This is a genomic window from Tsuneonella suprasediminis (assembly GCF_003605755.1).
GTDB lineage: Bacteria > Pseudomonadota > Alphaproteobacteria > Sphingomonadales > Sphingomonadaceae > Tsuneonella > Tsuneonella suprasediminis.
In genome coordinates this window covers 136,233-160,736 of record NZ_RAHJ01000020.1, presented here as the reverse complement: position 1 = coordinate 160,736, position 24,504 = coordinate 136,233, and the positions used below count along the sequence as shown (strand labels likewise).

The window sequence follows — 24,504 nt, the reverse complement described above, 5'->3', positions numbered from 1 at the left end:
ACACGTACACACGTAAGGACCGACTGCTTTCCCTATGCAACTCGTTATCGTCGAATCGCCGGCCAAGGCGAAAACCATCGAGAAATACCTCGGCAAGGATTACAAGGTTCTCGCCTCATACGGCCACGTCCGCGATCTGCCGCCCAAAGATGGCAGTGTGCGGCCGGACGAAGATTTCGCGATGGACTGGGAAGTCTATGCCGACAAGCGTAACCGCGATCAGGTGAAGGCCATTGCCGATGCGGCAAAGAAGGCCGACCGCCTGATCCTCGCGACCGACCCCGATCGCGAGGGGGAGGCGATCAGCTGGCACGTGATGGACCTGCTGAAGAAGCGCAAGGCGCTGCCCGCCGATGTCGAACGGGTGACGTTCAATGCGATTACCAAGGCTGCGGTGACCGGCGCGATGGAAAAACCGCGCGCGCTCGATCAGGATCTGATCGACGCCTATCTCGCTCGCCGTGCGCTCGATTACCTGTTTGGCTTTACGCTCAGCCCGGTGCTGTGGCGCAAGCTGCCCGGCGCCAAGAGCGCGGGGCGCGTGCAATCGGTGGCGCTGCGCCTGATTGTCGAGCGCGAGCGCGAAATCGAAGCGTTCGTGCCGCAGGAATACTGGTCGGTCGTCGCGCATATGCAGCACGATGGCACGGCCTTCGATGCGCGCATGGTCATGTTCGACGGCAAGAAGCTCGACCGGCTGAGCATCGGGGACGAGGGCACTGCCAAGGCCGCGCAGAAAGCGGTCGAGGAAGGCCGCTTCACGGTTGAGGATGTCGAGACGAAGCCGCTCAAGCGCAATCCGGCGCCGCCGTTCACTACCTCCACCTTGCAGCAGGAAGCGGCCCGCAAGCTGGGCTTTTCCGCCAGCCACACGATGCGCTGCGCCCAATCGCTCTACGAAGCGGGTGCGATCACTTATATGCGTACCGATGGTGTGCAGATGGATGGCAGCGCCATTTCTGCCGCGCGCAAGGCGATCAGCGATCGTTATTCCGGGCATTACCTGCCTGAAAAGCCGTGCATCTATCAAACCAAGGCCAAGAACGCGCAGGAAGCGCACGAGGCGATCCGTCCCACCGATTTCGGTAGCGACCGCGCCGCTTCGGGGGACGAAGCGAAGCTGTACGACCTGATCTTCAAACGGGCGATGGCCAGCCAGATGGCTGCGGCCAATCTCGAACGCACGACTGTGACGATGCGTGACGGCACCGGGCGTCACGAACTGCGCGCCACCGGGCAGGTGGTGAAATTCCCCGGCTTCCTGGCGGTTTACGAGGAAGGACGCGATCAGAAGTCCGAAGATGACGACGATGGCCTGCTGCCGATGATGCGGCAGGGCGATGTACCGCACAAGAACGGCGTCGATGCCACACAGCACTTCACGCAGCCACCGCCGCGCTTTTCCGAAGCGAGTCTGGTGAAGCGACTGGAAGAACTCGGCATCGGGCGGCCTTCGACATACGCCTCCACTATCCAGACCCTGCGCGACCGCGACTATGTGCGGATGGAGAAAAACCGTTTCTTTGCAGAGGAATCGGGCCGGTTGTTGACGGCATTCCTCGAACGGTTCTTCGAACGCTACGTCGCCTACGACTTTACCGCCGGGATGGAAGACGAGCTGGATGAGGTGTCCGGCGGGCGTGAGGAATGGAAGGCGTTGCTGGAAGGGTTCTGGCGCGATTTCAAACCGAAAACCGACGAAGTGATGGAGCGCAAGCCTTCGGAAGTAACCGAAGTGCTGGACGAATACCTCTCCGACTATCTGTTTCCTCCCCGCGGCGACGGAAAAGACCCGCGCACTTGCCCGCTATGCGAACAGGAAGGGCGCGAAGGGGGGCGTCTGGCGCTGCGTGGCGGGCGCTATGGTGCGTTCGTCGCCTGCGCCAACTATCCCGAATGCAAGTTCACCCGCCGCTTCGCGCAGCCGGGCGGCGATGGCGACAGTGGCGAGGAAGACGGCATCCTCGGCAAACACCCCGAGACGGGTGAGGAAATCCATCGCAAGACCGGTCGGTTCGGCCCCTATATCCAGATGGGCGAAGGCAAGGAGGCCAAGCGCGCCTCGATCCCCAAGGACTTGCCCGATTTCGATCTGGAATGGGCGATCAAGCTGCTGGAACTGCCGCGCATCGTTGGGCAGCATCCCGAAACGGGCAAAGATATCGAAGCGAATATAGGGCGTTACGGGCCATACCTGCGCCACGATGGCAAATATGCCAAACTGGCGGGCACCCGCGATGTGTTCGAAACCGGCATGAACGCGGCGGTCGCTCTGCTGGCCGAAGCGGCCAACCGCAAGGGCGGTACGCGTGCCAAGGCGGAGCCGATCAAGACACTCGGCACTCACCCCACCAGCGGCGGGGAAATCAAGGTGATGCCGGGCCGCTATGGCCCTTATGTCACCGATGGCACGACCAACGCGACCATCCCCAAGGATGTGAAACCGGAAGACGTAACCGAAGCGCAGGCCGTCGAGCTGATCGACGCGCGCGCCGCAAAGGGTACGACCAAGAAGAAGGCTGCAAAAAAGAAGGCCCCTGCGAAGAAGAAAGCACCGGCCAAGAAGAAGGCTCCCGCCAAGAAAGCAAAGGCTGACGAGTAGCCGCCGCCAACGTGGTGCGCCCGGAGGTTACAGCCGGAACCAGCCCACCGCGAGGCTCCCCGCAAGTACCGCCATGCTGGTTGACAGGGCGAGCACGGCGGGCTTCGCCTGACGCCCGCCATAAGCGATGGTCGCGCCCAGCTTCACCGCCATATTGGCAAAGATCGTCCCGGCCAGCGCCAGCGCTGCGAGGGCGGGTGTGATCGCCCCGGGTTCAAACCCGCCAGCGGTGACGATGGCCGCGTCGACATCCATCGTGCCCATCAACAGCAGCAGAACGGCAATCCCCTGTTCCCCGAACTGGCTTTCTCCCCAACGGGCGACGACTGCGGCGATTGCGACGAACGCAACGAACGTAAATGCAGGCAGCATGGCAATCGGATTGCCGGGCAGGACCGGCTGGCTATTGGGCTGTGCCCGGCGATAGAGCAGCAGACTGATCGCCAGCGTCGCCAGCATCGGCGGAATGACAAGCATTGCGAAGGGCACCAGCAGCGGCGTCGCGATCGCGCCGACTAATATCAGAACGCGCAGATACATCACTGTGCTGGCAAGCACGATCCCGGCATTCTCGGCCCCGCCGCCATTGCCCGCGCCAAGCCGCTGAGCGAACGAGTAAGTGACTGCCGTCGAACTGTAGGCACCCCCGATAATCGCCGTCGCGATGGTCCCGCGTCTGGCACCGAACAGGCGATTGGCGACATATCCGACGAATGAAAACCCTGTGACGGCGATGACGACCAGCCACAGTGTATGCGGATCCCACGCGTCATATGGCCCGTAACGCCGGTCCGGCAAAAACGGGTAAACCGCACCGGCAATCACCGCGTATCGGGCCAATGCCTTTATATCCGCTTCGTCCAGCCGCCGGAGAATGCCATGCAATTCCGTGCGAAGCGCCAGCGTAAGCGTCATGATCGTGGACCCGGCGATGGCTAGCGCCGGATATCCCGCCCCGGCGGCAAAACCGAGGGCGATAGTGACCAGTGCCGCGACCGATGTGGTGGCATCGGGTTTGCCCTCGCGATCCACGGCACGGGCATATCCGATCAGCACGATGCCGATGGACCCGATGAGCAGAGCGCCCCCGGCAAGGGCAAGGCTGCCTTGCGCCATCAGACCCGCGATACCGGTGAGCAGGCCCAGCAGTGTGAATGTGCGTATTCCCGCAACGCGCATCCCATCGGGCTCGTCGCGCAGTTTCCAACCGCGCTCTATCCCGATCAGCAGGCCCGCTGCGAAGGCGGCACCGACATTCAGGATTTGCTGATCGAAGTTCATTTCAGATTAGCAACGCGGTTTTGGCCTGCCAGTAAGCGATCACTTGCGGCACAGTGTTTCAGCGCACCCAATCCAGCCCGATCTCTTCGTAAATCTCACGGCTTTCGGCCCAGTTTTCTTCCACTTTTACATGGAGGAACAGGTGCACTTTCTGGCCCAGAACTTCGCTCAATTCCTTGCGCGCAGCCTCGCCGATGGCTTTGATCTTCGATCCGCCCTTGCCAAGCACGATTGCGCGCTGATTGTCGCGGGTGACGATAATCTGCTGATGGATTTCCACGCTGCCATCCTTGCGCTGGGCATAGCTTTCGGGGCGCACAGCGCTGTCGTACGGCAGCTCTTCATGCAACTGGCGGTAGAGCTGTTCACGGGTGATTTCCGTGGCCAGCAATCGTTCGCTGGCGTCGGACACCTGATCTTCCGGGTAATGCCAGGGCCCCGCGGGCATCGCCGTGGCGAGGGCGGCTTTCATGTCCGCCACGCCATCGCCGGTGAGGGCGGAGACGAAGAACACTTCCGCGAAATCGACCTTTGCTGTCAGGTCCTGAGCCAGCGCCAGCAGCGGTTCTTTCTTCGCTGCATCGACTTTATTGAGCACGAGGATCTTGCGTTCGGGCCGGTTGGCGAGCGCCTCCAGCAGCGGCTCCAGTTCGTGGCGCCGCTGTTTGACCGGATCGACCACCAGCAACACGGCATCGGCAGCCTCTGCACCTTCCCATGCAGCACTGACCATCGCCCGGTCGAGCCGCCGTTTAGGCGCGAAAATGCCGGGGGTATCGACCAGAATCATCTGCGTGGGTGCGCCATCGGGGGCATCGGCCAGTGCAATGCCCAGCATTCGCGCGCGGGTGGTTTGTGCCTTGGCCGAAACGATAGCGACCTTCTGCCCTACCAGCGCGTTGACCAGCGTGGATTTGCCCGCGTTGGGCGCGCCGATCACGGCAACCAGGCCGCACCGGGTGTTGCCGTTGGTTTGGGTGGAGGGAAGGGGGGCGTCACTCATCCGAATTGCTCCATAAAGGCCTGTGCGGCGGATGTTTCCGCATCCTGTTTGCTGGTGGCGGTGGCTTCTGCACTGCCAACGCCGCCCACGGTCACGCGAACGGTGAATTTTGCCCGATGGTCGGGGCCGGACCGATCGACCAGTTCATAAGTTGGTGGTTTGCGGCGGTTGCCCGCTGCCCATTCCTGCAAGGCCGACTTGGGATGTTTCGCGCGGCCGCTGGCACCATCGACCGACGCTTTCCACAGTTTCCGCACGAGCTGGCGGGAGGCCTCGAAACCGGCTTCGCGATGATTGGCGCCAAGCAGCGATTCCATCACATCGCACAGTACATTGTCGCTTTCATGCGCGCCGTCGTCGCGGGCCTGTTTACCCAGACGCACGTGTTGGGGCACGCCGATCTCCCGAGCAATACGGGCGCAAGTGTCGCGGCTGACCAACGCATTGAAGCGTTGGGCCAGTTGCCCTTCGTTGCCGTCGCTGTGTTCAAACAGCCACTCCGCCATCGATAGCCCCAGTACCCGATCGCCGAGAAATTCGAGCCGTTCGTAATTGGGGCGCACGTTCAGGCTGCCGTGAGTCAGCGCCTCCAGCCAGATATCCTCGCTCTTGATGGAAAAACCGATCTGTTCGAGCCAGACGCGGGTTTGCGGCCAGTGATCGCTCACATCGTATCTCCGATGCGATCCCAGCGCGCAGCGGTAAACCACGTCCACGGCAACAGCCATTGGGCGGAACCGTCAGTCGACCACATCATCACTGTGGCACGGCCGACCAGCATTTCCTGCGGCACCATGCCGACTCCGCCGCCGGAGCGCGCCGCGAACCGGCTGTCTTCCGAGTTGTCACGGTTATCTCCCATCACGAATATGTGCCCTGCCGGAACGGTGACTGGCCCGAAATCGTCTTGCGGGGTTTGCCCGAAATCGAGCGTGTCATAACTGCGCCCGCCGGGCAGCGTTTCGCGGTATTGGGTATAGACGCAGGCTTCGCCTTCGCCCGAAGGCACGGTTTGCCCGCCCCACGCGCAGCTTGTATTATCCGATAGCGGAATGGCGAAATCGTTTTCCCGCACCCGCTGCACAGGTTTACCGTTGAGAATGACCTGGCCGCCACGCATCGCCACGGTGTCGCCGGGCAGACCGATCACACGTTTGATATAGTCGACCTTGTCGATCGGATGCTTGAAGATCACCACATCCCCGCGTTCGGGCTGCCCCGCGAAAATCCGACCGGGGATCAGCGGGGCGTCGAGCGGGAGCGAATAGCGTGAATAGCCATAGGGCCACTTGGCAGCGATCAGGTAATCGCCTTTCCATAAGCCGGGAAGCATCGATTCACTGGGGATCGAAAACGGCGAGAATACGAAGCTGCGGAACGCCAGTACGATTATCGCCAGCTTGAACACAAACCACAGGAATGAACCGATGGTTTCCTTCTCCGGCTCCTGCTTGTTGTCAGACTGACTCTGTGTAACCTGCGCGGCAGCTTCGTTGCTGGGCGAAGTGCTGGGAGAAGTGGCGGTTTGGTCGGTCATACGGCGGCCGCGATGCAGTTCATGAATAATCGTCCTGAAAATCTGTACTAACGATTGCCACTGCAGCGCACCTTACCACCGCTGCATTCGTATTGCCGGGGTAGTCGAGGGCGCACGCGCTTGCAAACATCGCGGCAGTCCCTAGTCGTGACCATGCGAAACAGGAAAGGAATTTTCACGTGACCGACTCCGCCGCCATCTGGACAGCGATCGAAAACACTCCGCGCCCCACGCTGGAGGGTTTGTTCGCCGCCGATGCGGATCGGGTTGCGCGTCTTTCGGCCCGGATCGAATGGGGTGAAGATGAGTTAGCTGGCGGAATGCTGCTCGACTGGTCGAAAACCCATCTGGATGACACGCTGCTGTCCGCGTTCGAAAAACTGGCGGATGCGTGCGGTTTCACGGATAAGCGCGCCGCGCTGCTCGAAGGGGAGCGGGTGAATGTGACCGAAGGGCGTGCCGCCGAACATACCGCGCAGCGCGGCATCGGTTCGGACGCTTCGGTGGAAGAGGCGGCGGCGCTTCATGCGCGGATGCAGATGCTGGTGGAGGCGATCCACGGCGGCGCGCTGGGTGAAATCAACCACCTGATTCATATCGGCATCGGTGGTTCGGCACTGGGGCCGAAGCTGGCGATCTCAGCGCTGTCGCGCGATCTGTCGCTGGTCGATGTTCATGTGGTGTCGAATATCGATGGCGTTGCGCTGGAAGATGCCTTTGCTGCCTGCGATCCGGCGACCACGCTGATCGCCGTCGCCAGCAAGACCTTCACGACTATCGAAACGATGACCAATGCCGAAAGCGCACTGAAATGGCTGCGCGACAATGGCGTGGACGATCCATCGGGCCGGGTCATTGCGCTGACCGCCTCGCCGGAAAAGGCGGTGGAATGGGGCGTCGACGAAACCCGCGTGCTGCCGTTCCCCGAAAGCGTGGGAGGGCGATATTCGCTCTGGTCCAGCATCGGCTTCCCGGTCGCGCTTGGCGTGGGTTGGGATGATTTCGAAGCGATGCTGGCGGGTGCTCAGGCGGTGGATGAACATTTCCGCGATACAGACGGGCGCGCAAACCTGTGCCTGCGCGCGGCATTTGCGGATCAGTTTTATACCCGCGTGCTCGGTTGCCAGACGCGCGCTGTGTTTGCCTATGACGAGCGTCTGGCGCTGTTTCCCGACTATCTCCAGCAGCTTGAAATGGAATCGAATGGCAAGCGCGTGACGGCGGACGGTAAGCCGGTGTCCGGCCCCACCGCGCCGATTACGTGGGGCGGGGTGGGCACCGATGCTCAGCACGCGGTGTTCCAGTTGCTGCATCAGGGCACTGTGACTGTGCCGATCGACTTTATCGCCAGCATCGCGCCGGGCGATCAGCTCGATCCGGCACATCATTCGATCTTGCTGACCAATTGCTTCGCGCAAGGGGCCGCGCTGATGGCGGGCGGCAATATGGCGGCGGACGGCAAAGACCCGGCGCGCGCCTTCCCCGGCAATCGCCCCAGTGCAACGATCCTGTGCGACGATCTCGACGCTGCCACGCTCGGCGCGCTGATCGCATTCCACGAACACCGCACATTCGCCAACGCCGTGCTGATGGGGATCAACCCGTTCGATCAGTTCGGGGTCGAACTGGGCAAGAAAATGGCCAAGGATATCGAAGCGGGCGGCGGCAATTTCGACGCCAGTACAAAGGCATTGCTGGCAGCGGCGGGGTTGAACTGACGCGTCTGTACACCGGTTAGCGGGCGGTGCGGTTAGTTGAGGCGCAGCGCTCCGATATACTAATTCGATTGACTTTTGTGCTGCACTGCACCACATGCCACTCATCGAAGCGCCTTGCAGCGTGAACAGGCGGTATCCGCCCCGGCAGTGCTTCGGTTCCAATTGACTGACTACCCATTTCACGCGGGTCGTTGACGGAACCTTCCCGGTTCCACCACCCGCTGCTCCGCGCACCCGCAATGGGTCTGCGCGTCGCCGCATATATGTGCGAGTAAACACACAATGACATTCGAAGAACTCGGGCTGTCGCAGCCCGTCCTTCAGGCGCTGGACGAACAGAATTATACCACGCCGACTCCGATTCAGGCGCAGGCCATTCCGCTGGTGCGGAAAGGGCGCGACTTGTTCGGCATCGCGCAGACCGGCACCGGCAAGACCGCCGCTTTCATGCTGCCCAGCATCGACAACCTGCGCGATGCCGACAAGCAGACGCCGTTCAAATCGTGCCGTATGCTGGTGCTGGCCCCGACCCGCGAACTGGCCGGGCAGATTGCCAAATCCGCACTCGATTACGGCGGCTTCACCGGCCTGCGCGTGCAGTGCATCGTTGGCGGTACGTCGGTTGGCAAGGACCGTAACAAGCTGCATCGCGGCACCGACATTCTGGTGGCGACACCGGGCCGCTTGCTCGATCTGATCGACCAGAAGGCATTCCGGCTCGACGGAGTGGAAATCCTCGTGCTCGACGAAGCCGACCAGATGCTCGATCTGGGCTTCATCCATGCGCTGAAGAAGATCGTCGCGTTGCTGCCGGCCAAACGCCAGACGCTGCTGTTCTCAGCTACGATGCCGCAATCGATCCGCGATCTGGCGGGCCGCTATCTGCATGAACCGGAACACGTTTCGGTCGCCCCGCAGTCGACCACTGCCGAACGGGTCGAACAGTTCGTAACCCGCGTCAATCAGGATGAGAAGCAGGCGCTGCTCAACATTATGCTGCAGGGCCGTTATCACCAGTGCGAGAATATGGACCGCGTGCTGGTGTTCACCCGCACCAAGCATGGCGCCGACCGCGTCGTAAAGAAGCTGGCGCAGGAAGGCATCGAAGCGAACGCGATCCACGGTAACAAGAGCCAGCCGCAGCGTGAGCGTGCATTGTCGCTGTTCCGTTCGGGTAAAGTGCCTGTGCTGGTCGCCACCGATATCGCCGCGCGCGGGATCGATATCCCCGGCGTGAGCCATGTCATCAACTACGAACTGCCCAACGTGTCGGAACAATATGTCCACCGCATCGGTCGCACCGCGCGCGCCGGGGCCGATGGTATTGCGCTGACACTGTGTAGCGATGACGAACGGGCATATCTGCGCGATATTCAGAAGCTGACCGGTGTCACTCTCGAACGTCTGCCATTGCCGGATGATTTCCGTGCCGTGATCGAAAACGCACCGATTGTGAAGCCGAAGGGTAATCCCGGTCAGGCGCAGCAGGGTCGTTCGAAGAAAGTTCAACCGCGCCCGCTGGGCGGCAAGCCGGGGCAGCGGCAGGGCGGTGGTCGTAAAGACGGCAGCCGTGGCGATGCCGGTCGTGGCGAGGGGGCACCTCGTCAGGGCAAGCCCGGAGGTGGCAACCGGCGTCGGCGCAATCGCAGTGGCGGCGGTGGTCAGGGCGGCTCGCGTCGTTCGGGCGGCGGTCAGTCTCACGGTTGATAGGCACTTCATTGCCGGTCGGCCATTGAGTTAGCCGACCGGCCCCACCATATGCGCCCCCTTATCGAAGGAGACGCACATGCCCGACATTTACGATTACGACCTGTTTGTTATTGGAGCAGGGTCGGGCGGTGTCCGGGCGAGCCGGGTGGCGGCAAGTCATGGTGCGAAAGTCGCAGTGGCGGAGGAGCACCGGGTCGGCGGCACTTGTGTGATCCGTGGCTGCGTCCCTAAGAAAATGCTGATCTACGGCGCGCATTTTGCTGAAGATCTGGAAGATGCGAAGAACTTTGGGTGGACCATTGAGAACCCGAAATTCGACTGGCCGACCTTGCGCGACAATGTGCTGAACGATGTCGACCGGCTCAACGGGTTATATACCAACACACTGGATAACCACGGGGTCGAAGTCATCCTCGAACGGGCCACGCTCGTCGGGCCGCACGAAATCGAACTGTCCGGCGGACGGACCGTAACTGCGAAATATATCCTGATCGCCACCGGTGCGCGGCCCCATCTGCCCGATTGTGCAGGCAACGAACTGGGCATCACAAGTAACGAAGCGTTCCACCTCGATAAACTGCCCGAGCGTATCCTGATCGCTGGCGGTGGTTATATCGCCAACGAATTCGCAGGCATTTTCAACGAATTCGGGGTGAAGGTGACGATCATGACCCGCTCCGATCAGATGCTGCGCCAATATGATGAAAGTCTGCGCGAACGGCTGCTGCATATCTCCATGCTCAAAGGGATCGATTTCCGTTTCAATGCCGAATTCAAAGGCATTGAGAAGAAAGGCGACTGTCTGGTCGTTTCGATGACAAATCATGAGGATATCGAAACCGATTGCGTGATGTATGCCACTGGCCGCGTCCCCAATACAGAGGGGTTGGGGCTGGACGTTGCCGGTGTCGAATTGGGCGATGCTGGCGAAATCGTCGTCGATCGCTTCAGCAAAACCAACGTCGATCATATTTATGCCGTGGGCGATGTCACCAACCGGGTGCAATTGACTCCGGTGGCGATCCGCGAAGGGCAGGCATTTGCCGATACCGTGTTCGGCGGAGCGCCAACGGCGGTCGATCATAACTGCGTGCCCAGTGCGGTATTCAGTCATCCGCCGCTGGCCGGTGTGGGGCTGACGGAGAAAGAAGCGCGTACCCAATACGGTTCGGTGAAAGTGTACGAAAGCGATTTTCGCCCGATGAAAAACGTGCTCGCCGGGCGCGACGAGCGATCGCTTTACAAGATGGTGTGCGAAGAAAACTCGGGCAAAATTTTGGGGATTCACATGATCGGGCCCGACGCAGCAGAGATCATGCAGGCGGCTGCTGTCGCAGTGAAAGCTGGACTGACGAAAGCCGATTTCGACGCCACAGTGGCCATCCACCCGACGATGGCGGAGGAGCTTGTGCTACTGAAATAGCATGCCGCTTCGGTCGAACAAAATTGGGATCGATACGAAGTAAAGGAAATACCGAAATGACTCGAACCGCACTAGTGACCGGAGGAACCGGCTATATCGGCGGTGAGGTGATCGCTCAGTTGCTGGATGCAGGCTGGCGCGTGCACACGACGGTTCGCAATGTGGCCAAAAGCGAGCCCCGTCTGCGCGCGCGCTGGCCTGACGCGGGCGACCGTTTGTCTGTGTTTCAGGCCGATCTGATGTCTGATGATGGCTGGGCGGAAGCCAATGCCGGATGCGACGCGGTTGCGCACGTGGCATCTCCGTTTCCGCTGAGTGTGCCCAAACATGCCGACGAACTGGTGATACCTGCGCGTGAGGGCACTTTGCGGGCACTGCGGTTTGCGGTGGATGCGGGGATCGACCGGTTTGTGCAGACCAGCTCTGCCGCAGCTATCGCCTATGGTCAGCCGGGCAAGGACCGGTTCGACCATACCGACTGGACCGATCTGACTGCGGGAGTTCCACCATATATCGAATCCAAGACCGTTGCCGAACGGGCTGCGCGCGATTGGGTGGCGGTGCATAAGCCGGATTTCACGTTTTGTTCGATCAACCCTGTGGTCGTGATGGGCCCCGTGGCGAGCGACGATCTTTCCACTTCGGTCGAGATACTCAAACGTCTGGTTGACGGGTCTGTCCCGTTGATTCCCAATGTAGGGGTCAGCATCGTCGATGTTCGCGACGTAGCGAAGATGCACGTGCTGGCGATGGAGGCTCCCGCTGCCACAGTTCGCGGGGAGCGTTTTCCGGCGTCGGAAAGCTTCCTGTGGTTTGCCGACATGGTCGAAATCGTCCGCCGGGAAACCCCCGAATTTGCAGGCAAGTTGCCCACCCGAAGGATGCCCGACTGGCTGGTGAAGCTGCTTCGCCCGTTCAGCGCCGATTTCAGGCAACTGGCGAGCGAGCTGGGGGCAAAGCGCGATGTTTCCGGCAAACATGCGGTGGACCTGTTGGGGATGCAATATATCCCGGCAGCACAATCGATAGCCGATACTGTCCGCAGTCTGGCGGCGCAGGGTATCGTGAAGAACTGACCGCTCGGCAGGACGTTTTCGTCAGGCGGTGAGCCGTTTGGGGTATCGGTTGTGTTGTGAACGGCACAGGCGCAGCAGGGCGATGTGAAAATTCGGACCGTATTCTCGCTCGCTCTGCTTGCTGCATGGTCGGCACCTGCCTTCGCTCATGGCGATGTGGTGGCCGAAAACACCTCACCGTGGACCATGTGGCAGATTTCGCCGGAGATTATCATCGGGCTGGTGTTGGCGGGATTGGTGTACTGGCGCGGAAGTCGGCACGGGCTTGTGCACGAGAAATGGCGCATCGCGGCATTTTTCGGCGGTCTGCTGGCGTTGTTCATCGCGCTCGTTTCTCCGGTGGAGGAATTGGCAGACCATATTTTCGCGGTCCATCAGGTCGAACATATGCTGTTGCGGACGATTGCGCCGATGCTGCTGTTCCTTTCGCGTCCGCAGGCGGCATTCGTGCGTGGCTTGCCGCCGGGTGTATCGCGGTTCTTCGCAGGGCGCGGCTGGCTGCGCGGCATCGTCGATACGCTGCGTTTCCCGCCAGTTGCCACGACGCTGTTTCTGGCAGCCAGCTATTTCTGGATGTACCCGGCGTTTCACGACATGGCGATCCTCGACAAGCCGGTCCATTACCTGTGGCACGTCAGCCTGCTGGTCACCGGTTTGCTGTTCTTCTCGGTGGTATTCGATCGTCGCCCGGCGCCGCATGGCGCGGGGTTGGGAATGCGGATTTCGATGGTCGTGGTTGCGGCGCTGGGGAATATTATCCTCGGTTCGATCCTCACTTTCAAAGGGATGCCGCTCTACTCCGCCTATCTCGAACTCGGCCATATGTGGCACGTTTCGATGCTCAGTGACGAACAGACCGGCGGGCTTATCATGTGGATCCCCGGCACGATGATGTTTGCGGTGTCCGCATTGATCGTGATCCATCGCTGGGCGAGTGAGGAAACCCGCATTGCCGATCGGCGTGAGCGCACCGGGCGCGGCGGAGCCGTGGCGAAGACGAGCAACGGCGCACTCGCGCTGGGGCTGGCGTTGTTCTCCGTGCTGATGCTGTTGCTGGCGGTGGGGGTTGTGGCGGTTATCGATCACCCACATTCGCAGCAGCGCGATTTTGGCATGGCAGGCACGATCCCCGGCTAACCGATCCGGTAAGGCACTATGCCGCGCCGGTCGGGATCGACTGCTATAGGGCGGTCGCTGGGCGGGAAAGCGCGCTGATCGCAATCGTCGCGCGGGCAGATGCGGCACGATGCCCCGATGCGGGTTGCTGCCTGATCGGACGCCAGATCGAGCCCATCGGCATAAATGAATTCGTGCGCATGTTCGGTTTCGCAGCCGAGCGCCACGGCATAGCGGCGCGGGATACGATCGAACCGGCCAGATGGCTTCACCAGCCCCTTCGCCATGGAGATATAGCGCAGGCCATCGGGCGTTTCGGCAAGCTGCACCAGTATCCGGTCGGGGATCGCCACGGCCTCGTGCACGATCCACAGCGGGCAGGCCCCGCCGAAGCGGGCGAATTGCAGCCGGGTGGCGCTGTGTCGTTTGGTGATATTGCCCGCCATATCGACCCGGCAGAAGAAAAACGGCACACCACGTGCCCCATCGCGTTGCAAAGTGGACAGCCGATGGCAGGTCTGTTCGAAACTGGTGCCAAACTGTTGAGCCAACCGGTCGATATCGTGTCGCAAGGCGCGGGCATCGTGGCGAAACCGCTCGTATGGCATCAGCAAAGCGCCCGCTGCATAATTGCTCAGCCCCACGAACAGCAATTGCCGTGCGGCGGCAGTGCGGAGATGGGCGGTTTCCACCACGGCCGCGATTTCGTCTCTCAAGGCGAGCGAAGCGAGCTGATGGGCAAGCTGAAACCGGCGGCTTTCAACGGGAAGGCCGGGATCGATCACCAAATGACGCATCGAGTCATCGAATTCGCGCAAACCCCGGTTGTGAGCATAGAGCAGCGAAACAGACAGCGCGCCGCGCAAGTGATCTTCGATCGCGTCGATCCCCGGGGAATGGGTACCGCGCGCCAGTTGTGCCGCCAGCGCCTCTGCCGCCCGGTCCACCGGATCGATGTAGTTGTTAGCGAAATGGAACCAGTCACGCACTTCTTCCCACGGCAGGCGAGTGGCACCCTGATCGTTGGTTAGCGCTTCGTCAATCATTTCCAGCCGTTGCCCCGTGCGCCGATACGCATCGTGCAGAGCGACGAATCGCTGGGCGAGGGCCGGCTGCTGCTCGGCAATACGGATCAGGGTTTCGGCGGGCAGTGGTTCGTCGAACAGCGGATCGGCAGTTGCTTCACCCAGAGCTGCCGCCAGAGTGCCGCGCGCATCGCTGGCAGGTTCGCTCCAGTCGAGCGGAAATTCGCTCGCCAGCCGGGCGAGCAGGCGCGGAGTAAGCGGGCGGTCGTCGTTTTCGAGTTGCGAGAGATAACTGGCGCTGATCCCCAGTCTTTCAGCCATTCCGCCTTGGCGAAAGGCAGAAACGCGCCGCAATTCGCGCAGAGCTGCCCCGGCAAAGATACGGCGTGCAGACATAACCCCTCCAGAAGACGGAACGAATAGTTTGCAAAGTTTAACTTTGCAACTTTGCAACTTCGCATTGGACACATACCTGTCGGGGAGGCATGGCGAACACTCGTAGTTTTTTGGAGAGACCATGTCCGCCAATATCGCCGAAATGGAACGTCGCCGCGAAGCCGCTCATCTGGGCGGTGGGCAGAAACGGATCGACGCGCAACATGCCAAGGGCAAGCTTACCGCGCGTGAACGGCTCGATATCCTGCTCGACGAAGGGAGCTTTGAAGAACTCGATACTTATGTCGTTCACGACTGCATCGATTTCGGGATGGCGGAACAGCAGATTCAGGGTGACGGTGTCGTTACCGGCAGCGGCACGATCAATGGTCGCCTCGTCTATGTATTCAGCCAGGATTTCACAGTGTTCGGTGGCTCGCTGTCGAAACGCCATGCGGAAAAAATCTGCAAGGTGATGGATACCGCGATGAAAGTCGGCGCCCCCGTCATCGGCCTGAACGACAGCGGGGGTGCGCGCATTCAGGAAGGCGTCGCCAGTCTGGGTGGCTATGCCGAAGTGTTTCAGCGCAACGTGCTGGCCAGCGGCGTTGTCCCGCAGATCAGCCTCATCATGGGGCCGTGTGCCGGCGGGGCGGTCTATTCCCCGGCGATGACTGACTTCATCTTCATGGTGGAAGACAGCAGCTATATGTTCGTTACCGGGCCGGACGTGGTCAAAACGGTGACCAATGAAGTCGTGACGCAGGAAGAGCTGGGCGGTGCGAAGACGCATACCACCAAGACCAGCGTGGCGGACAACAGCTTCGAAAACGATATCGAAACCCTGCTGGCGACGCGCAACTTCTTCGATTACCTGCCGCTTTCCAACCGTGAGGCAGTGCCCGAACGGCCGACCAACGATCCGTGGGATCGGCAGGAGGATAGCCTCGACACGCTGATCCCGGCGAATGCCAATCAGCCCTACGATATGCACGAAGTGATCCGTAAAACGCTGGACGAAGGCGACTTCTTCGAAATTCAGCCGGGTCATGCCGGCAATATCCTGTGCGGATTCGGGCGCGTTGAGGGGCGCACGGTAGGTGTCGTCGCCAATCAGCCGATGGTGCTGGCCGGGGTGCTCGATATCAATTCATCGAAGAAGGCCGCGCGGTTCGTGCGGTTTTGCGATGCGTTCGATATTCCGATTCTGACCTTCGTCGATGTGCCCGGCTTCCTGCCCGGCACCGCGCAGGAGCATAACGGGATCATCAAGCATGGTGCCAAGCTGTTGTTCGCCTATGCCGAAGCGACCGTGCCCAAGATCACCGTCATCACTCGCAAGGCTTATGGTGGCGCGTATGACGTGATGGCCTCCAAGCATTTGCGCGGCGACCTCAATTACGCATGGCCGACAGCCGAAATCGCGGTGATGGGCGCGAAAGGCGCGGTGGAGATCATCTTCCGGCAAGACATGGGCGACCCCGACAAGATCGCTGAGCGGACCAAGGAATACGAAGACCGCTTCGCCAACCCGTTCATCGCCGCCCAGCGCGGATATATCGATGAAGTGATCCACCCACACTCCACCCGCCGCCGGATTGCCCTGGGCCTACGCAAATTGCGCGGGAAGCAGTTGGAGAACCCGTGGAAGAAGCATGACAATATTCCGTTGTGAGGTGATGAAATGAAACTCGGACGTATGAACCACCTCGGCTACGCGGTGCCCGATCTCGACGCTGCTATCGTGCATTATCGCGATGTGATGGGCGCGGAAGTCGTTACCGAGCCCTTCGATATGGAGGAGCAGGGGGTGAAGGTCTGCTTCGTCAACACCCCCGGCTATGAAGGGACAGAGGGTACGCAGGTCGAACTGCTCGCCCCTCTCAGCGACGCCAGCCCGGTGGCGAATTTCATCGCCAAGAACCCGCTTGGCGGCCAGCACCATGTTTGTTTTGAAGTGCCCGATATCGAGGCCGCTCGTGCCGAGTTCGAGGGGATGGGCAAACGCATCCTTGGTCCCACGCGGATCGGCGCGCATGGCACTCCGATCTTCTTCGTCCATCCCAAGGATATGCTGGGGATGCTGACCGAAATCATGGAAACGCCGAAAGAGGGCGCACACTGGTCGAACTGATCAAATGACCCATTCCACGCAGGGAAGGGGCGAAGGTGGCGCACCGCCTTTCGATAACAGCGCATCCTCTCCCATTCAGGGAGAGGGATAGAGGACACGATGACCGACAAGCAAAGCTCTGGCCCGACTTACGCCGATTGGAAGCCGTTGGCGGACAAGGAAGTGAAAGGCCGCGATCTCACCTGGCACACGCCCGAAGGGGTGGCGGTCAAGCCGCTCTATACCAGCGAAGATACGCAAGGGATCGATCCTGGCGTGCCGGGCATCGCCCCGTTCACGCGCGGGCCCTATGCCAGCATGTACACCGGCCGTCCGTGGACTATTCGTCAGTATGCCGGGTTCTCGACTGCGGAGGAATCGAATGCGTTCTACCGCCGCAATCTGGCGATGGGGCAGAAAGGGCTGTCGGTCGCATTCGATCTGGCGACGCACCGCGGTTACGACAGCGATCATCCGCGCGTAGTGGGCGATGTCGGTAAGGCAGGCGTCGCGATCGACACTGTGCGCGACATGGAAATTCTGTTCGATCAGATTCCGCTCGACCAGATGAGCGTTTCCATGACGATGAACGGTGCTGTGATCCCCGTGATGGCGTTTTACATCGTCGCGGCGGAGCGGCAGGGCGTATCGCAGGACAAGCTATCGGGCACGATCCAGAACGACATTCTCAAAGAGTTCATGGTTCGCAATACCTATATCTACCCGCCCGAACCATCGATGCGGATTATCTCCGACATTATCGGATATACTTCGGCCAACATGCCGAAATTCAACAGCATTTCGATCTCCGGCTATCATATGCACGAAGCCGGGGCGACAGCGGTTCAGGAACTCGCCTTCACTATCGCCGACGGCAAGGAATACGCCAAGCGCGCGATGGCCGCCGGGCTTGATCTCGATGCCTTCGCACCGCGTCTCAGTTTCTTCTGGGGCATTGGCATGAACTTTTTCATGGAAGTAGCCAAGATGCGCGCGGCCCGTGCGCTGTGGCACGAAGTGATGGAAGGGCTGGGCGCGCAGAACGAGAAGTCCAAGATGCTCCGCACCCACTGCCAGACCAGCGGCGTGAGTTTGCAGGAGCAGGACCCGTACAACAACGTCATTCGGACGACGATAGAGGCGATGGCCGCGGTGCTCGGCGGCACGCAATCGCTCCACACCAATGCGCTGGACGAAGCGATTGCCTTGCCGACCGATTTCTCCGCCCGGATCGCGCGCAATACGCAGCTGGTGATTCAGGAAGAAAGCGGCATCTGCAACGTCGCTGATCCGCTGGGCGGCAGCTACTACGTCGAAAGCCTGACGGCCGCGCTGGTCGAAGAAGCGCGCAAATTGCTGGTCGATGTCGATGCGGAAGGCGGGATGACCGCTTACGTCGCCACCGGCAAGCCCAAGGCGCAGATCGAAGAAGCGGCTGCGGCAAAGCAGGCGCATATCGATCGCGGTGAAACGGTGATCGTCGGGGTCAACAAATACCGCAAGGCGGAAGAAGACCCGATCGAGACACTCGATATCGATAACCACAAAGTGCGCGCCAGCCAGATTGCCCGCCTCGAACAGGTTCGTGCCAAGCGGGACGAAGCGGCATGTCAGGCTGCTCTGCAGGCGCTGACTGCGGGCGCAAAAGGCGATGGAAATGTACTGGCGCTGGCGGTCGAGGCTGCGCGCCACGATGCTACACTGGGTGAGATTTCATCCGCGATGGAGGCGGTATTCGGTCGTTACGACACAGTGCCGAAGCCAGTGCGCGGGGTCTATGCCGCCGCCTATGAAGGCGACACGCGCTACGGTCAGGTGGTGGAAGGCGTGAAGGCGGTGGAACGCCGCCTTGGTCGCAAGCCCAGGGTAATGGTCGCCAAGATGGGGCAGGACGGCCACGATCGCGGTGCCAACGTCATTGCCAGTGCGTTCACCGACATGGGGTTCGATGTCGTGTCCGGCCCGCTGTTCCAGACCCCGGCGGAAACCCGCGATATGGCGCTGGAAAACAATGTCGATGCTATCGGTGCCAGCAGTCTGGCTGCCGGGCACAAGACACTGATCCCCGAACTGATTGGCCTGCTGAAAGAGGCGGGGCGCAGCGATATCAAGGTCGTGGCGGGTGGCGTGATACCGGCGCAGGATTATGAATTCCTTCGTGAAGCCGGGGTGCAGGGCATCTATGGGCCGGGCAGCAATGTGGTCGAATGCGCCGCCGATATGCTGCGCCTGCTGGGTCATAATATGCCACCTGCGGGCGATGAGCTGGATGAGGCGGCGGAGTGATCCGGTTTCTTGGGAATAACTATTTGGCGCCAGCCTCGATTGCCGAGGATATTTGGCCAATTATCAAAGGGTGATCGATTGACCCAATCTAGTAATACCGTTCGCACCGACTGGACCCGCGAGGAAATCGCGGAGCTGTTCGATCTGCCGTTTACCGAACTACTGTTTCGGGCAGCCAGCGTTCATCGGGAAAACCATCCGCCCGATCAGGTGCAGTTATGCACGCTGTTGTCGATCAAGACTGGCGGTTGCCCGGAAGATTGCGGCTATTGCTCGCAGTCGGTCAAAGCGGACAGCGGAGTTGCGGCGAGCAAACTCATGGATGTGCAGGCCGTGCTGCAATCGGCGGCGCAGGCCAAGGATCACGGCAGTCAGCGGTTCTGTATGGGGGCCGCCTGGCGCAACCCCAAAGACCGCGACATGCCCGCGATTATCGAGATCGTGAAAGGCGTGCGGGCGATGGGGCTGGAAACCTGCATGACGCTGGGGATGCTGACCGCGGATCAGGCCGCTCAGCTGAAAAAAGCGGGCCTCGATTACTACAACCACAATATCGACAGCAGCCCTGAATATTACGAGCGCGTGATTACTACCCGCACGATGGAGGATCGGCTCGACACGCTCTCGAACGTGCGCGCGGCGGGGATCAACGTGTGCAGCGGCGGGATCGTCGGCATGGGCGAGACGCGCGAGGACCGCGTCGGCTTCGTCCACACGCTGGCTACGCTGCCGCAGCATCCCGAGAGCGTGCCGGTCAACGCGCTGGTGCCGGTCAAGGGCACGGTGCTGGGCGACATGCTGGCCGATACGCCGCTCGCCAAGATCGACGACATCGAGTTCGTCCGCACCGTCGCGGTGGCGCGGATCACCATGCCGCTCTCGATGGTGCGCCTTTCGGCCGGTCGTGAGAGCATGAGCGATGCGACACAGGCATTGTGCTTCCTCGCCGGAGCGAACTCGATCTTCACTGGTGACAAGCTGCTGACTGCGCCCAATGCAGGCGACGATAGCGACGCTGCGCTGTTCGCCCGCCTTGGTATGACTGCGCTGGAAGGCGAAGAGCCGATGCGGGCTGCACAGGCGCGCGGATGCGGCGCGTTGGAGGCGGCTGAGTGATTGGTGCAATTGCCATTCTCGCAGCGGCAGCAATGCAGGACTGCGGCGCGTCGCGTAACGCGCTGGAGCATGACAAGTGCGCGCTGGCCCAGTCTATGGCGATATCGCCGCCACCCGATTGCAAAGAACCCATTACGCAGTCTGACATGAATATATGTTCTTACCGCGATTATTTACGAGCGGACATTGCCCTTAATGAGGCATGGCAGGTTCTTGCGAGCGAGGCGTCCGGGGACACGAAGAGCCGCCATCTTGATGCCCAGCGTAAATGGCTGGCCTATCGCGATGCACAATGTCTGGCGGAGAACGGGCCGCGTAGCGAAAGCGGCACGATATGGCCGCTGCTACAGAACACCTGCCTTACCAGTCTGACCGAAGCGCGCACGAAGCAATTGCGTGATCACGTGGAGATAGAACACTGATGTTCAAGAAAATCCTCATCGCCAATCGCGGCGAAATCGCTTGCCGGGTCATCAAGACCGCGCGCCGGATGGGCATCCAGACGGTTGCCGTTTATTCCGATGCCGATGCGCGGGCGCCGTTTGTGAAAATGGCGGACGAGGCGGTGCATCTTGGCCCGCCGCCCGCCGCCGAGAGCTATCTGCTGGCGGAAAAAATCATTCAGGCGTGCAAGGATACGGGCGCAGAGGCGGTTCATCCCGGCTATGGATTCCTGTCCGAACGGGCCAGTTTCGTGGAGGCGCTGGACGCCGCTGGTATCGCCTTCATCGGCCCCCCGGCCAATGCCATCGCGGCGATGGGCGACAAGATCGAATCCAAAAAACTCGCGAAAGAAGCGCGGGTTAACGTCGTCCCCGGCTTCGTTGGAGAGATCCGAGACACCGATCACGCGGTCGAGATCAGCAATGAAATCGGCTATCCCGTGATGATGAAGGCCAGCGCAGGCGGCGGGGGCAAGGGGATGCGCCTTGCCTACAGCGAAAAGGACGTGCGCGAAGGGTTCGAAAGCGTGAAGCGCGAAGGGCTCAATTCCTTCGGCGATGACCGTGTTTTTATTGAGAAATTCATCGAAGACCCGCGCCATATCGAAATCCAGATTCTGGGCGATAAGCACGGCAATATCGTCTATCTCAACGAACGCGAATGCTCCATCCAAAGACGTCATCAGAAAGTCGTTGAGGAAGCGCCAAGTCCTTTTGTTACCGACAAAATGCGCCGGGCGATGGGGGAACAGTGCGTCAATTTGTCACACAAGGTCGGATATTTTAGTGCTGGCACCGTCGAATTGATCGTTTCGGGCGCCGATCCGACAGGCGAAAGTTTCTACTTCCTGGAAATGAACACCCGGCTCCAGGTGGAGCATCCCGTGACCGAGGCGATCACCGGGATCGATCTGGTCGAACAGATGATCCGCGTCGCAGCGGGTGAGGCATTGCCGTTCACGCAGGATGACATCGGGATCGATGGCTGGGCGATCGAAAACCGCGTCTATGCCGAAGACCCCTATCGCGGGTTCCTGCCTAGCATTGGCCGTCTGGTGAAATACCAGCCGCCGATCGAAGGGTGGACCGACGATGGTGCCGCCAATGGCCGCCGCGGTATCGATGGTGTGCGGGTGGACGATGGCGTGTTCGAAGGCGGTGAGGTGTCGATGTTCTACGACCCGATGATCGCCAAGCTGATCACTTGGGGCAAAACCCGCGACGAGGCGGCGGACAAGCAGATCGATGCGCTGGATGCGTTCCGCCTTCAGGGGCTGGGCCACAACGTCGATTTTCTGTCCGCGATCATGCAGCACCCACGTTTCCGCGAAGGGGCGCTGACGACCGGCTTTATTGCCGAGGAATATCCCGATGGCTTCGAAGGTGCGCCGCTGACCGATCAACGCCGCCAAGTGCTGGCGGCGGTAGGCGGTGTGATTGCGACGCTCGATGCCGACCGGGCGCGGCGGATCGATGGCCAGCTCGACGGAGCGATGCCCCCTCCCGGTGACTGGGTGGTCACTGTTGGTGGCACCGATCATCAGGTCAGTCTGGAAGAAGACGCGATCACCGTGGATGGCGAGCCGGTCGTCCTTGAAATGGCCTACACCCCCGGCGAACGGTTTGTGGACGTGAAGCACTACGCCGATGCTGATGACGAGGACGCCGCACCGATCGGGCAATACGGGCTGCAGCTCGAACCGACCCGCACCGGCTATGCCATCACCACCCACGGGGCTAAGCACGTGCTGCGTATCCTGCCCGCCCATGTTGCGCCGCTGGCCGCGCATATGATCGAGAAGGTGCCGCCCGATCTGTCCAAGCTGCTGATCTGCCCGATGCCCGGCCTGCTGGTCGCGCTGCACGTGGCCGAAGGGGACGAGGTTCAGCCGGGCCAGCCGCTGGCCACAGTGGAAGCGATGAAGATGGAAAACATCCTCCGCGCGGAAAAGACCGCCAAAGTGGCGAAAATCAACGCCGCGCAGGGCGATAGTCTGGCCGTTGACGAGGTTATTCTGGAACTCGAATAATGCACCTGAGCCACGCCCCCGATGCCCCCCGGTGCGAGGAGATCGCGTTCGACGATTTCCTCAAAACCGATATCCGCGTCGGCACGATTATCGCAGCCGAGGAATACCCCGAAGCGCGCAAGCCTGCCTACAAACTTCGGATCGATTTCGGCCCGGCTATCGGGGTGAAGAAAACCAGCGCCCAGATCACCGCGAACTATACGCTGGACGAATTACCCGGCCGTCAGGTGGCCGCCGTGGTCAACTTCCCCCCGCGCCAGATCGGCAAATTCATGTCCGAAGTGCTGACACTGGGCTTCGCGGACGAAGCAGGCGAAGTCGTCCTGTTCGCGCCCGATGTGAAAGTACCGAATGGGTCACGTTTGTTTTGATTGAGGGTCCTGCGGTTGGGAGCGAAGATGACGCTGTGCTTAGTGGCGTCCCGTTGCGAATTTCAAAGCGACCCTTAGAGACCTCTGTCTGGGGGCGCTCTCCAATTTAAGTTGGATATTGGATTCGGTCTTTCCGCGTTACTTCAACGGATCAGTTGGTCTGCTATTAACAAATTTTAAGAATATAGTGTAGATTATAAAAATGGTTTGAGTATTCATCAATATGATGGTATCATGATTTGATTGGTATCTTTATTTGTGAGGTCACTCGATAAAGGTTGGGTGGCGACAGGTGGTTTGATGCAAGTACTTACAATTGATGAGATTGATCTGGTTTGTGGTGGTAATCAATCTGTAGGCGGTGATAGCAGTCAGAGCGCATGCACTGTAGTTGCCGCTGTTGGAGGGGCTATCTTGGGTGTGATTGCAGGTGTAGCGGCAACGCCGCTTTCCACTCCTCTCGGATGAGGTATTTTTGGGGCAGGAATCGGCGCAGGTGCTGCTGCAGCAGGTCAAAACTTTTGTGTGAGCCGGGCCCGCCGAGCTTATCAAATGAAAACGGGGCATAACTTGAGCTCGGATTGATAAAAATGCTCAATAAATCGATTAACCTATACATTATTGTCGCTGTTTCTGTGATGTCTTCATCAATTGCAGTCGCCTTTGTGAAAGAAACTGGATGGAGTTTTCGCGAAGCGATTGGCATTTCTGATGGTGTTGTACTGATGGGTTTTATTGGGTTAACCGTTGGTGTTTTTGTTTTTTCTAAATTTAGGGAAAGGTTAAGTAGGAATAGGAATAAATAAATATTCATATTCATCATTGATACGTGATTTCTAGAAGATGATGATTGCCCTGTTTCTCCTAGGCGGCGTGGACATATTTGAGCCAGTATCTGGTTGTGGTAATATGGGCCATTCCGAGGAGGCTGTTGGCAAGCTAGCCGTGTCGGTTCGTCGCGACGGTTCCCTGATCCCTTTCGGCACTGCCACCTGTTGCGGGTGCCGACAGAGGTCAGGGAGATTTTCCCTTCTTTTACTTCACCCCCAGCATCGTCGGCCTGGCTATCGGGGTGAAGAAAACCAGCGCCCAGATCACTGCGAACTACACGCTGGACGAATTGCCCGGCCGCCAGGTAGCCGCCGTGGTCAACTTCCCCCCGCGCCAGATCGGCAAATTCATGTCCGAAGTGCTGGCACTGGGCTTCGCCGACGAAGCAGGCGAAGTCGTCCTGTTCGCACCCGATGTGAAAGTGCCGAATGGGTCACGGTTGTTTTGA

At 60.2% G+C, this 24,504-nt stretch carries 19 protein-coding genes and 1 pseudogene; 14 read left to right on the top strand and 6 right to left on the bottom strand.

Annotated elements, in window-relative coordinates; genetic code table 11:
• Positions 1–34 precede the first annotated feature (34 nt).
• Positions 35–2,602 carry a type I DNA topoisomerase gene (gene topA, locus D6858_RS12685; RefSeq protein ID WP_120111121.1) on the top strand — a complete coding sequence of 856 codons (2,568 nt, stop codon included), beginning with the start codon at positions 35–37 and terminating at the stop codon, positions 2,600–2,602.
• 27 nt (positions 2,603–2,629) lie between these two features.
• Here the strand turns inward: topA and D6858_RS12680 are convergent, their stop codons facing one another.
• Genes D6858_RS12680 through lepB form a run of 4 tightly spaced genes read right to left on the bottom strand, consistent with a single transcriptional unit; the run spans position 2,630 to position 6,423 of the window.
• Positions 2,630–3,883, bottom strand: a complete 1,254-nt coding sequence (locus D6858_RS12680; RefSeq protein ID WP_120111118.1) for an MgtC/SapB family protein — start codon at positions 3,881–3,883, stop codon at positions 2,630–2,632.
• 58 nt (positions 3,884–3,941) lie between these two features.
• Positions 3,942–4,886, bottom strand: coding sequence for a GTPase Era (gene era, locus D6858_RS12675; protein ID WP_120111116.1), 945 nt, complete (start codon positions 4,884–4,886; stop codon positions 3,942–3,944).
• Positions 4,883–5,554 (bottom strand): ribonuclease III, encoded by a 672-nt coding sequence (gene rnc / locus D6858_RS12670; protein ID WP_240623838.1) that lies wholly within the window; start codon positions 5,552–5,554, stop codon positions 4,883–4,885. Before rnc ends, era begins: the two co-directional genes overlap by 4 nt.
• Positions 5,551–6,423 carry a signal peptidase I gene (gene lepB / locus D6858_RS12665; RefSeq protein WP_120111109.1) on the bottom strand — a complete coding sequence of 291 codons (873 nt, stop codon included), beginning with the start codon at positions 6,421–6,423 and terminating at the stop codon, positions 5,551–5,553. The genes rnc and lepB overlap by 4 nt, the downstream gene beginning before the upstream one ends.
• A gap of 179 nt (positions 6,424–6,602) precedes the next feature.
• Between lepB and pgi the strand changes: the two genes are divergently transcribed.
• From pgi to D6858_RS12640, 5 genes are all read left to right on the top strand, one after another.
• Positions 6,603–8,141: a glucose-6-phosphate isomerase gene (gene pgi, locus D6858_RS12660; protein ID WP_120111105.1), complete on the top strand. Its 1,539-nt coding sequence runs from the start codon at positions 6,603–6,605 to the stop codon at positions 8,139–8,141.
• A 282-nt stretch (positions 8,142–8,423) separates the two neighbouring features.
• The gene (locus D6858_RS12655) at positions 8,424–9,848 is read left to right on the top strand and encodes a DEAD/DEAH box helicase (protein ID WP_120111102.1); all 1,425 of its coding nucleotides are present in this window, start codon (positions 8,424–8,426) and stop codon (positions 9,846–9,848) included.
• A gap of 79 nt (positions 9,849–9,927) precedes the next feature.
• Positions 9,928–11,274, top strand: a complete 1,347-nt coding sequence (gene gor / locus D6858_RS12650; RefSeq protein ID WP_120111100.1) for a glutathione-disulfide reductase — start codon at positions 9,928–9,930, stop codon at positions 11,272–11,274.
• Between the two features lie 56 nt (positions 11,275–11,330).
• A complete protein-coding gene (locus tag D6858_RS12645) occupies positions 11,331–12,350 on the top strand; it encodes an NAD-dependent epimerase/dehydratase family protein (RefSeq protein WP_120111097.1) in 1,020 nt (339 codons plus the stop codon).
• Between the two features lie 84 nt (positions 12,351–12,434).
• Complete coding sequence (locus D6858_RS12640) at positions 12,435–13,487, top strand: cytochrome c oxidase assembly protein (RefSeq protein ID WP_240623837.1); 1,053 nt, start codon at positions 12,435–12,437, stop codon at positions 13,485–13,487.
• On the opposite strand, the gene D6858_RS12635 is transcribed toward D6858_RS12640, so the two are convergent.
• Positions 13,484–14,887, bottom strand: coding sequence for a helix-turn-helix domain-containing protein (locus tag D6858_RS12635; protein ID WP_120111093.1), 1,404 nt, complete (start codon positions 14,885–14,887; stop codon positions 13,484–13,486). The genes D6858_RS12640 and D6858_RS12635 overlap by 4 nt on opposite strands.
• A gap of 121 nt (positions 14,888–15,008) precedes the next feature.
• Between D6858_RS12635 and D6858_RS12630 the strand changes: the two genes are divergently transcribed.
• The 7 genes from D6858_RS12630 to D6858_RS12600 all read left to right on the top strand — a co-directional run bounded on the left by D6858_RS12630 (position 15,009) and on the right by D6858_RS12600 (position 23,225).
• Complete coding sequence (locus D6858_RS12630; RefSeq protein WP_120111090.1) at positions 15,009–16,541, top strand: acyl-CoA carboxylase subunit beta; 1,533 nt, start codon at positions 15,009–15,011, stop codon at positions 16,539–16,541.
• 9 nt (positions 16,542–16,550) lie between these two features.
• Entirely contained in the window at positions 16,551–17,000 is a 450-nt protein-coding gene (mce, locus tag D6858_RS12625) for a methylmalonyl-CoA epimerase (RefSeq protein WP_120111087.1), read from the top strand.
• Between the two features lie 99 nt (positions 17,001–17,099).
• On the top strand, positions 17,100–19,265 hold the full coding sequence (scpA, locus tag D6858_RS12620) for a methylmalonyl-CoA mutase (protein WP_120111085.1): 2,166 nt from the start codon (positions 17,100–17,102) through the stop codon (positions 19,263–19,265).
• 78 nt (positions 19,266–19,343) lie between these two features.
• Positions 19,344–20,381, top strand: coding sequence for a biotin synthase BioB (gene bioB, locus D6858_RS12615; RefSeq protein WP_120111083.1), 1,038 nt, complete (start codon positions 19,344–19,346; stop codon positions 20,379–20,381).
• Entirely contained in the window at positions 20,378–20,803 is a 426-nt protein-coding gene (locus D6858_RS12610; protein WP_240623836.1) for a lysozyme inhibitor LprI family protein, read from the top strand. Before bioB ends, D6858_RS12610 begins: the two co-directional genes overlap by 4 nt.
• Complete coding sequence (locus tag D6858_RS12605; RefSeq protein WP_120111081.1) at positions 20,803–22,854, top strand: acetyl-CoA carboxylase biotin carboxylase subunit; 2,052 nt, start codon at positions 20,803–20,805, stop codon at positions 22,852–22,854. The genes D6858_RS12610 and D6858_RS12605 overlap by 1 nt, the downstream gene beginning before the upstream one ends.
• A complete protein-coding gene (locus D6858_RS12600; protein WP_120111079.1) occupies positions 22,854–23,225 on the top strand; it encodes a tRNA-binding protein in 372 nt (123 codons plus the stop codon). The genes D6858_RS12605 and D6858_RS12600 overlap by 1 nt, the downstream gene beginning before the upstream one ends.
• Positions 23,226–23,634: 409 nt before the next feature.
• Here the strand turns inward: D6858_RS12600 and D6858_RS15660 are convergent, their stop codons facing one another.
• Positions 23,635–24,048, bottom strand: coding sequence for a hypothetical protein (locus tag D6858_RS15660; protein ID WP_133305295.1), 414 nt, complete (start codon positions 24,046–24,048; stop codon positions 23,635–23,637).
• 234 nt (positions 24,049–24,282) lie between these two features.
• Between D6858_RS15660 and D6858_RS12595 the strand changes: the two are divergent.
• Positions 24,283–24,504: pseudogene (locus tag D6858_RS12595) on the top strand (tRNA-binding protein); the annotation flags it as partial.

Bases quoted from the DNA above. Each gene is read 5' to 3' on its own strand.
- D6858_RS12680 (WP_120111118.1), bottom strand. From the start codon at position 3,883: ATGAACTTCGATCAGCAAATCCTGAATGTCGGTGCCGCCTTCGCAGCG.
- D6858_RS12630 (WP_120111090.1), top strand. From the start codon at position 15,009: ATGTCCGCCAATATCGCCGAAATGGAACGTCGCCGCGAAGCCGCTCAT.
- era (WP_120111116.1), bottom strand. From the start codon at position 4,886: ATGAGTGACGCCCCCCTTCCCTCCACCCAAACCAACGGCAACACCCGG.
- gor (WP_120111100.1), top strand. From the start codon at position 9,928: ATGCCCGACATTTACGATTACGACCTGTTTGTTATTGGAGCAGGGTCG.
- D6858_RS12645 (WP_120111097.1), top strand. From the start codon at position 11,331: ATGACTCGAACCGCACTAGTGACCGGAGGAACCGGCTATATCGGCGGT.
- D6858_RS12635 (WP_120111093.1), bottom strand. From the start codon at position 14,887: ATGTCTGCACGCCGTATCTTTGCCGGGGCAGCTCTGCGCGAATTGCGG.
- mce (WP_120111087.1), top strand. From the start codon at position 16,551: ATGAAACTCGGACGTATGAACCACCTCGGCTACGCGGTGCCCGATCTC.
- topA (WP_120111121.1), top strand. From the start codon at position 35: ATGCAACTCGTTATCGTCGAATCGCCGGCCAAGGCGAAAACCATCGAG.
- scpA (WP_120111085.1), top strand. From the start codon at position 17,100: ATGACCGACAAGCAAAGCTCTGGCCCGACTTACGCCGATTGGAAGCCG.
- D6858_RS12605 (WP_120111081.1), top strand. From the start codon at position 20,803: ATGTTCAAGAAAATCCTCATCGCCAATCGCGGCGAAATCGCTTGCCGG.
- lepB (WP_120111109.1), bottom strand. From the start codon at position 6,423: ATGACCGACCAAACCGCCACTTCTCCCAGCACTTCGCCCAGCAACGAA.
- D6858_RS12655 (WP_120111102.1), top strand. From the start codon at position 8,424: ATGACATTCGAAGAACTCGGGCTGTCGCAGCCCGTCCTTCAGGCGCTG.
- D6858_RS15660 (WP_133305295.1), bottom strand. From the start codon at position 24,048: ATGATGAATATGAATATTTATTTATTCCTATTCCTACTTAACCTTTCC.
- D6858_RS12600 (WP_120111079.1), top strand. From the start codon at position 22,854: ATGCACCTGAGCCACGCCCCCGATGCCCCCCGGTGCGAGGAGATCGCG.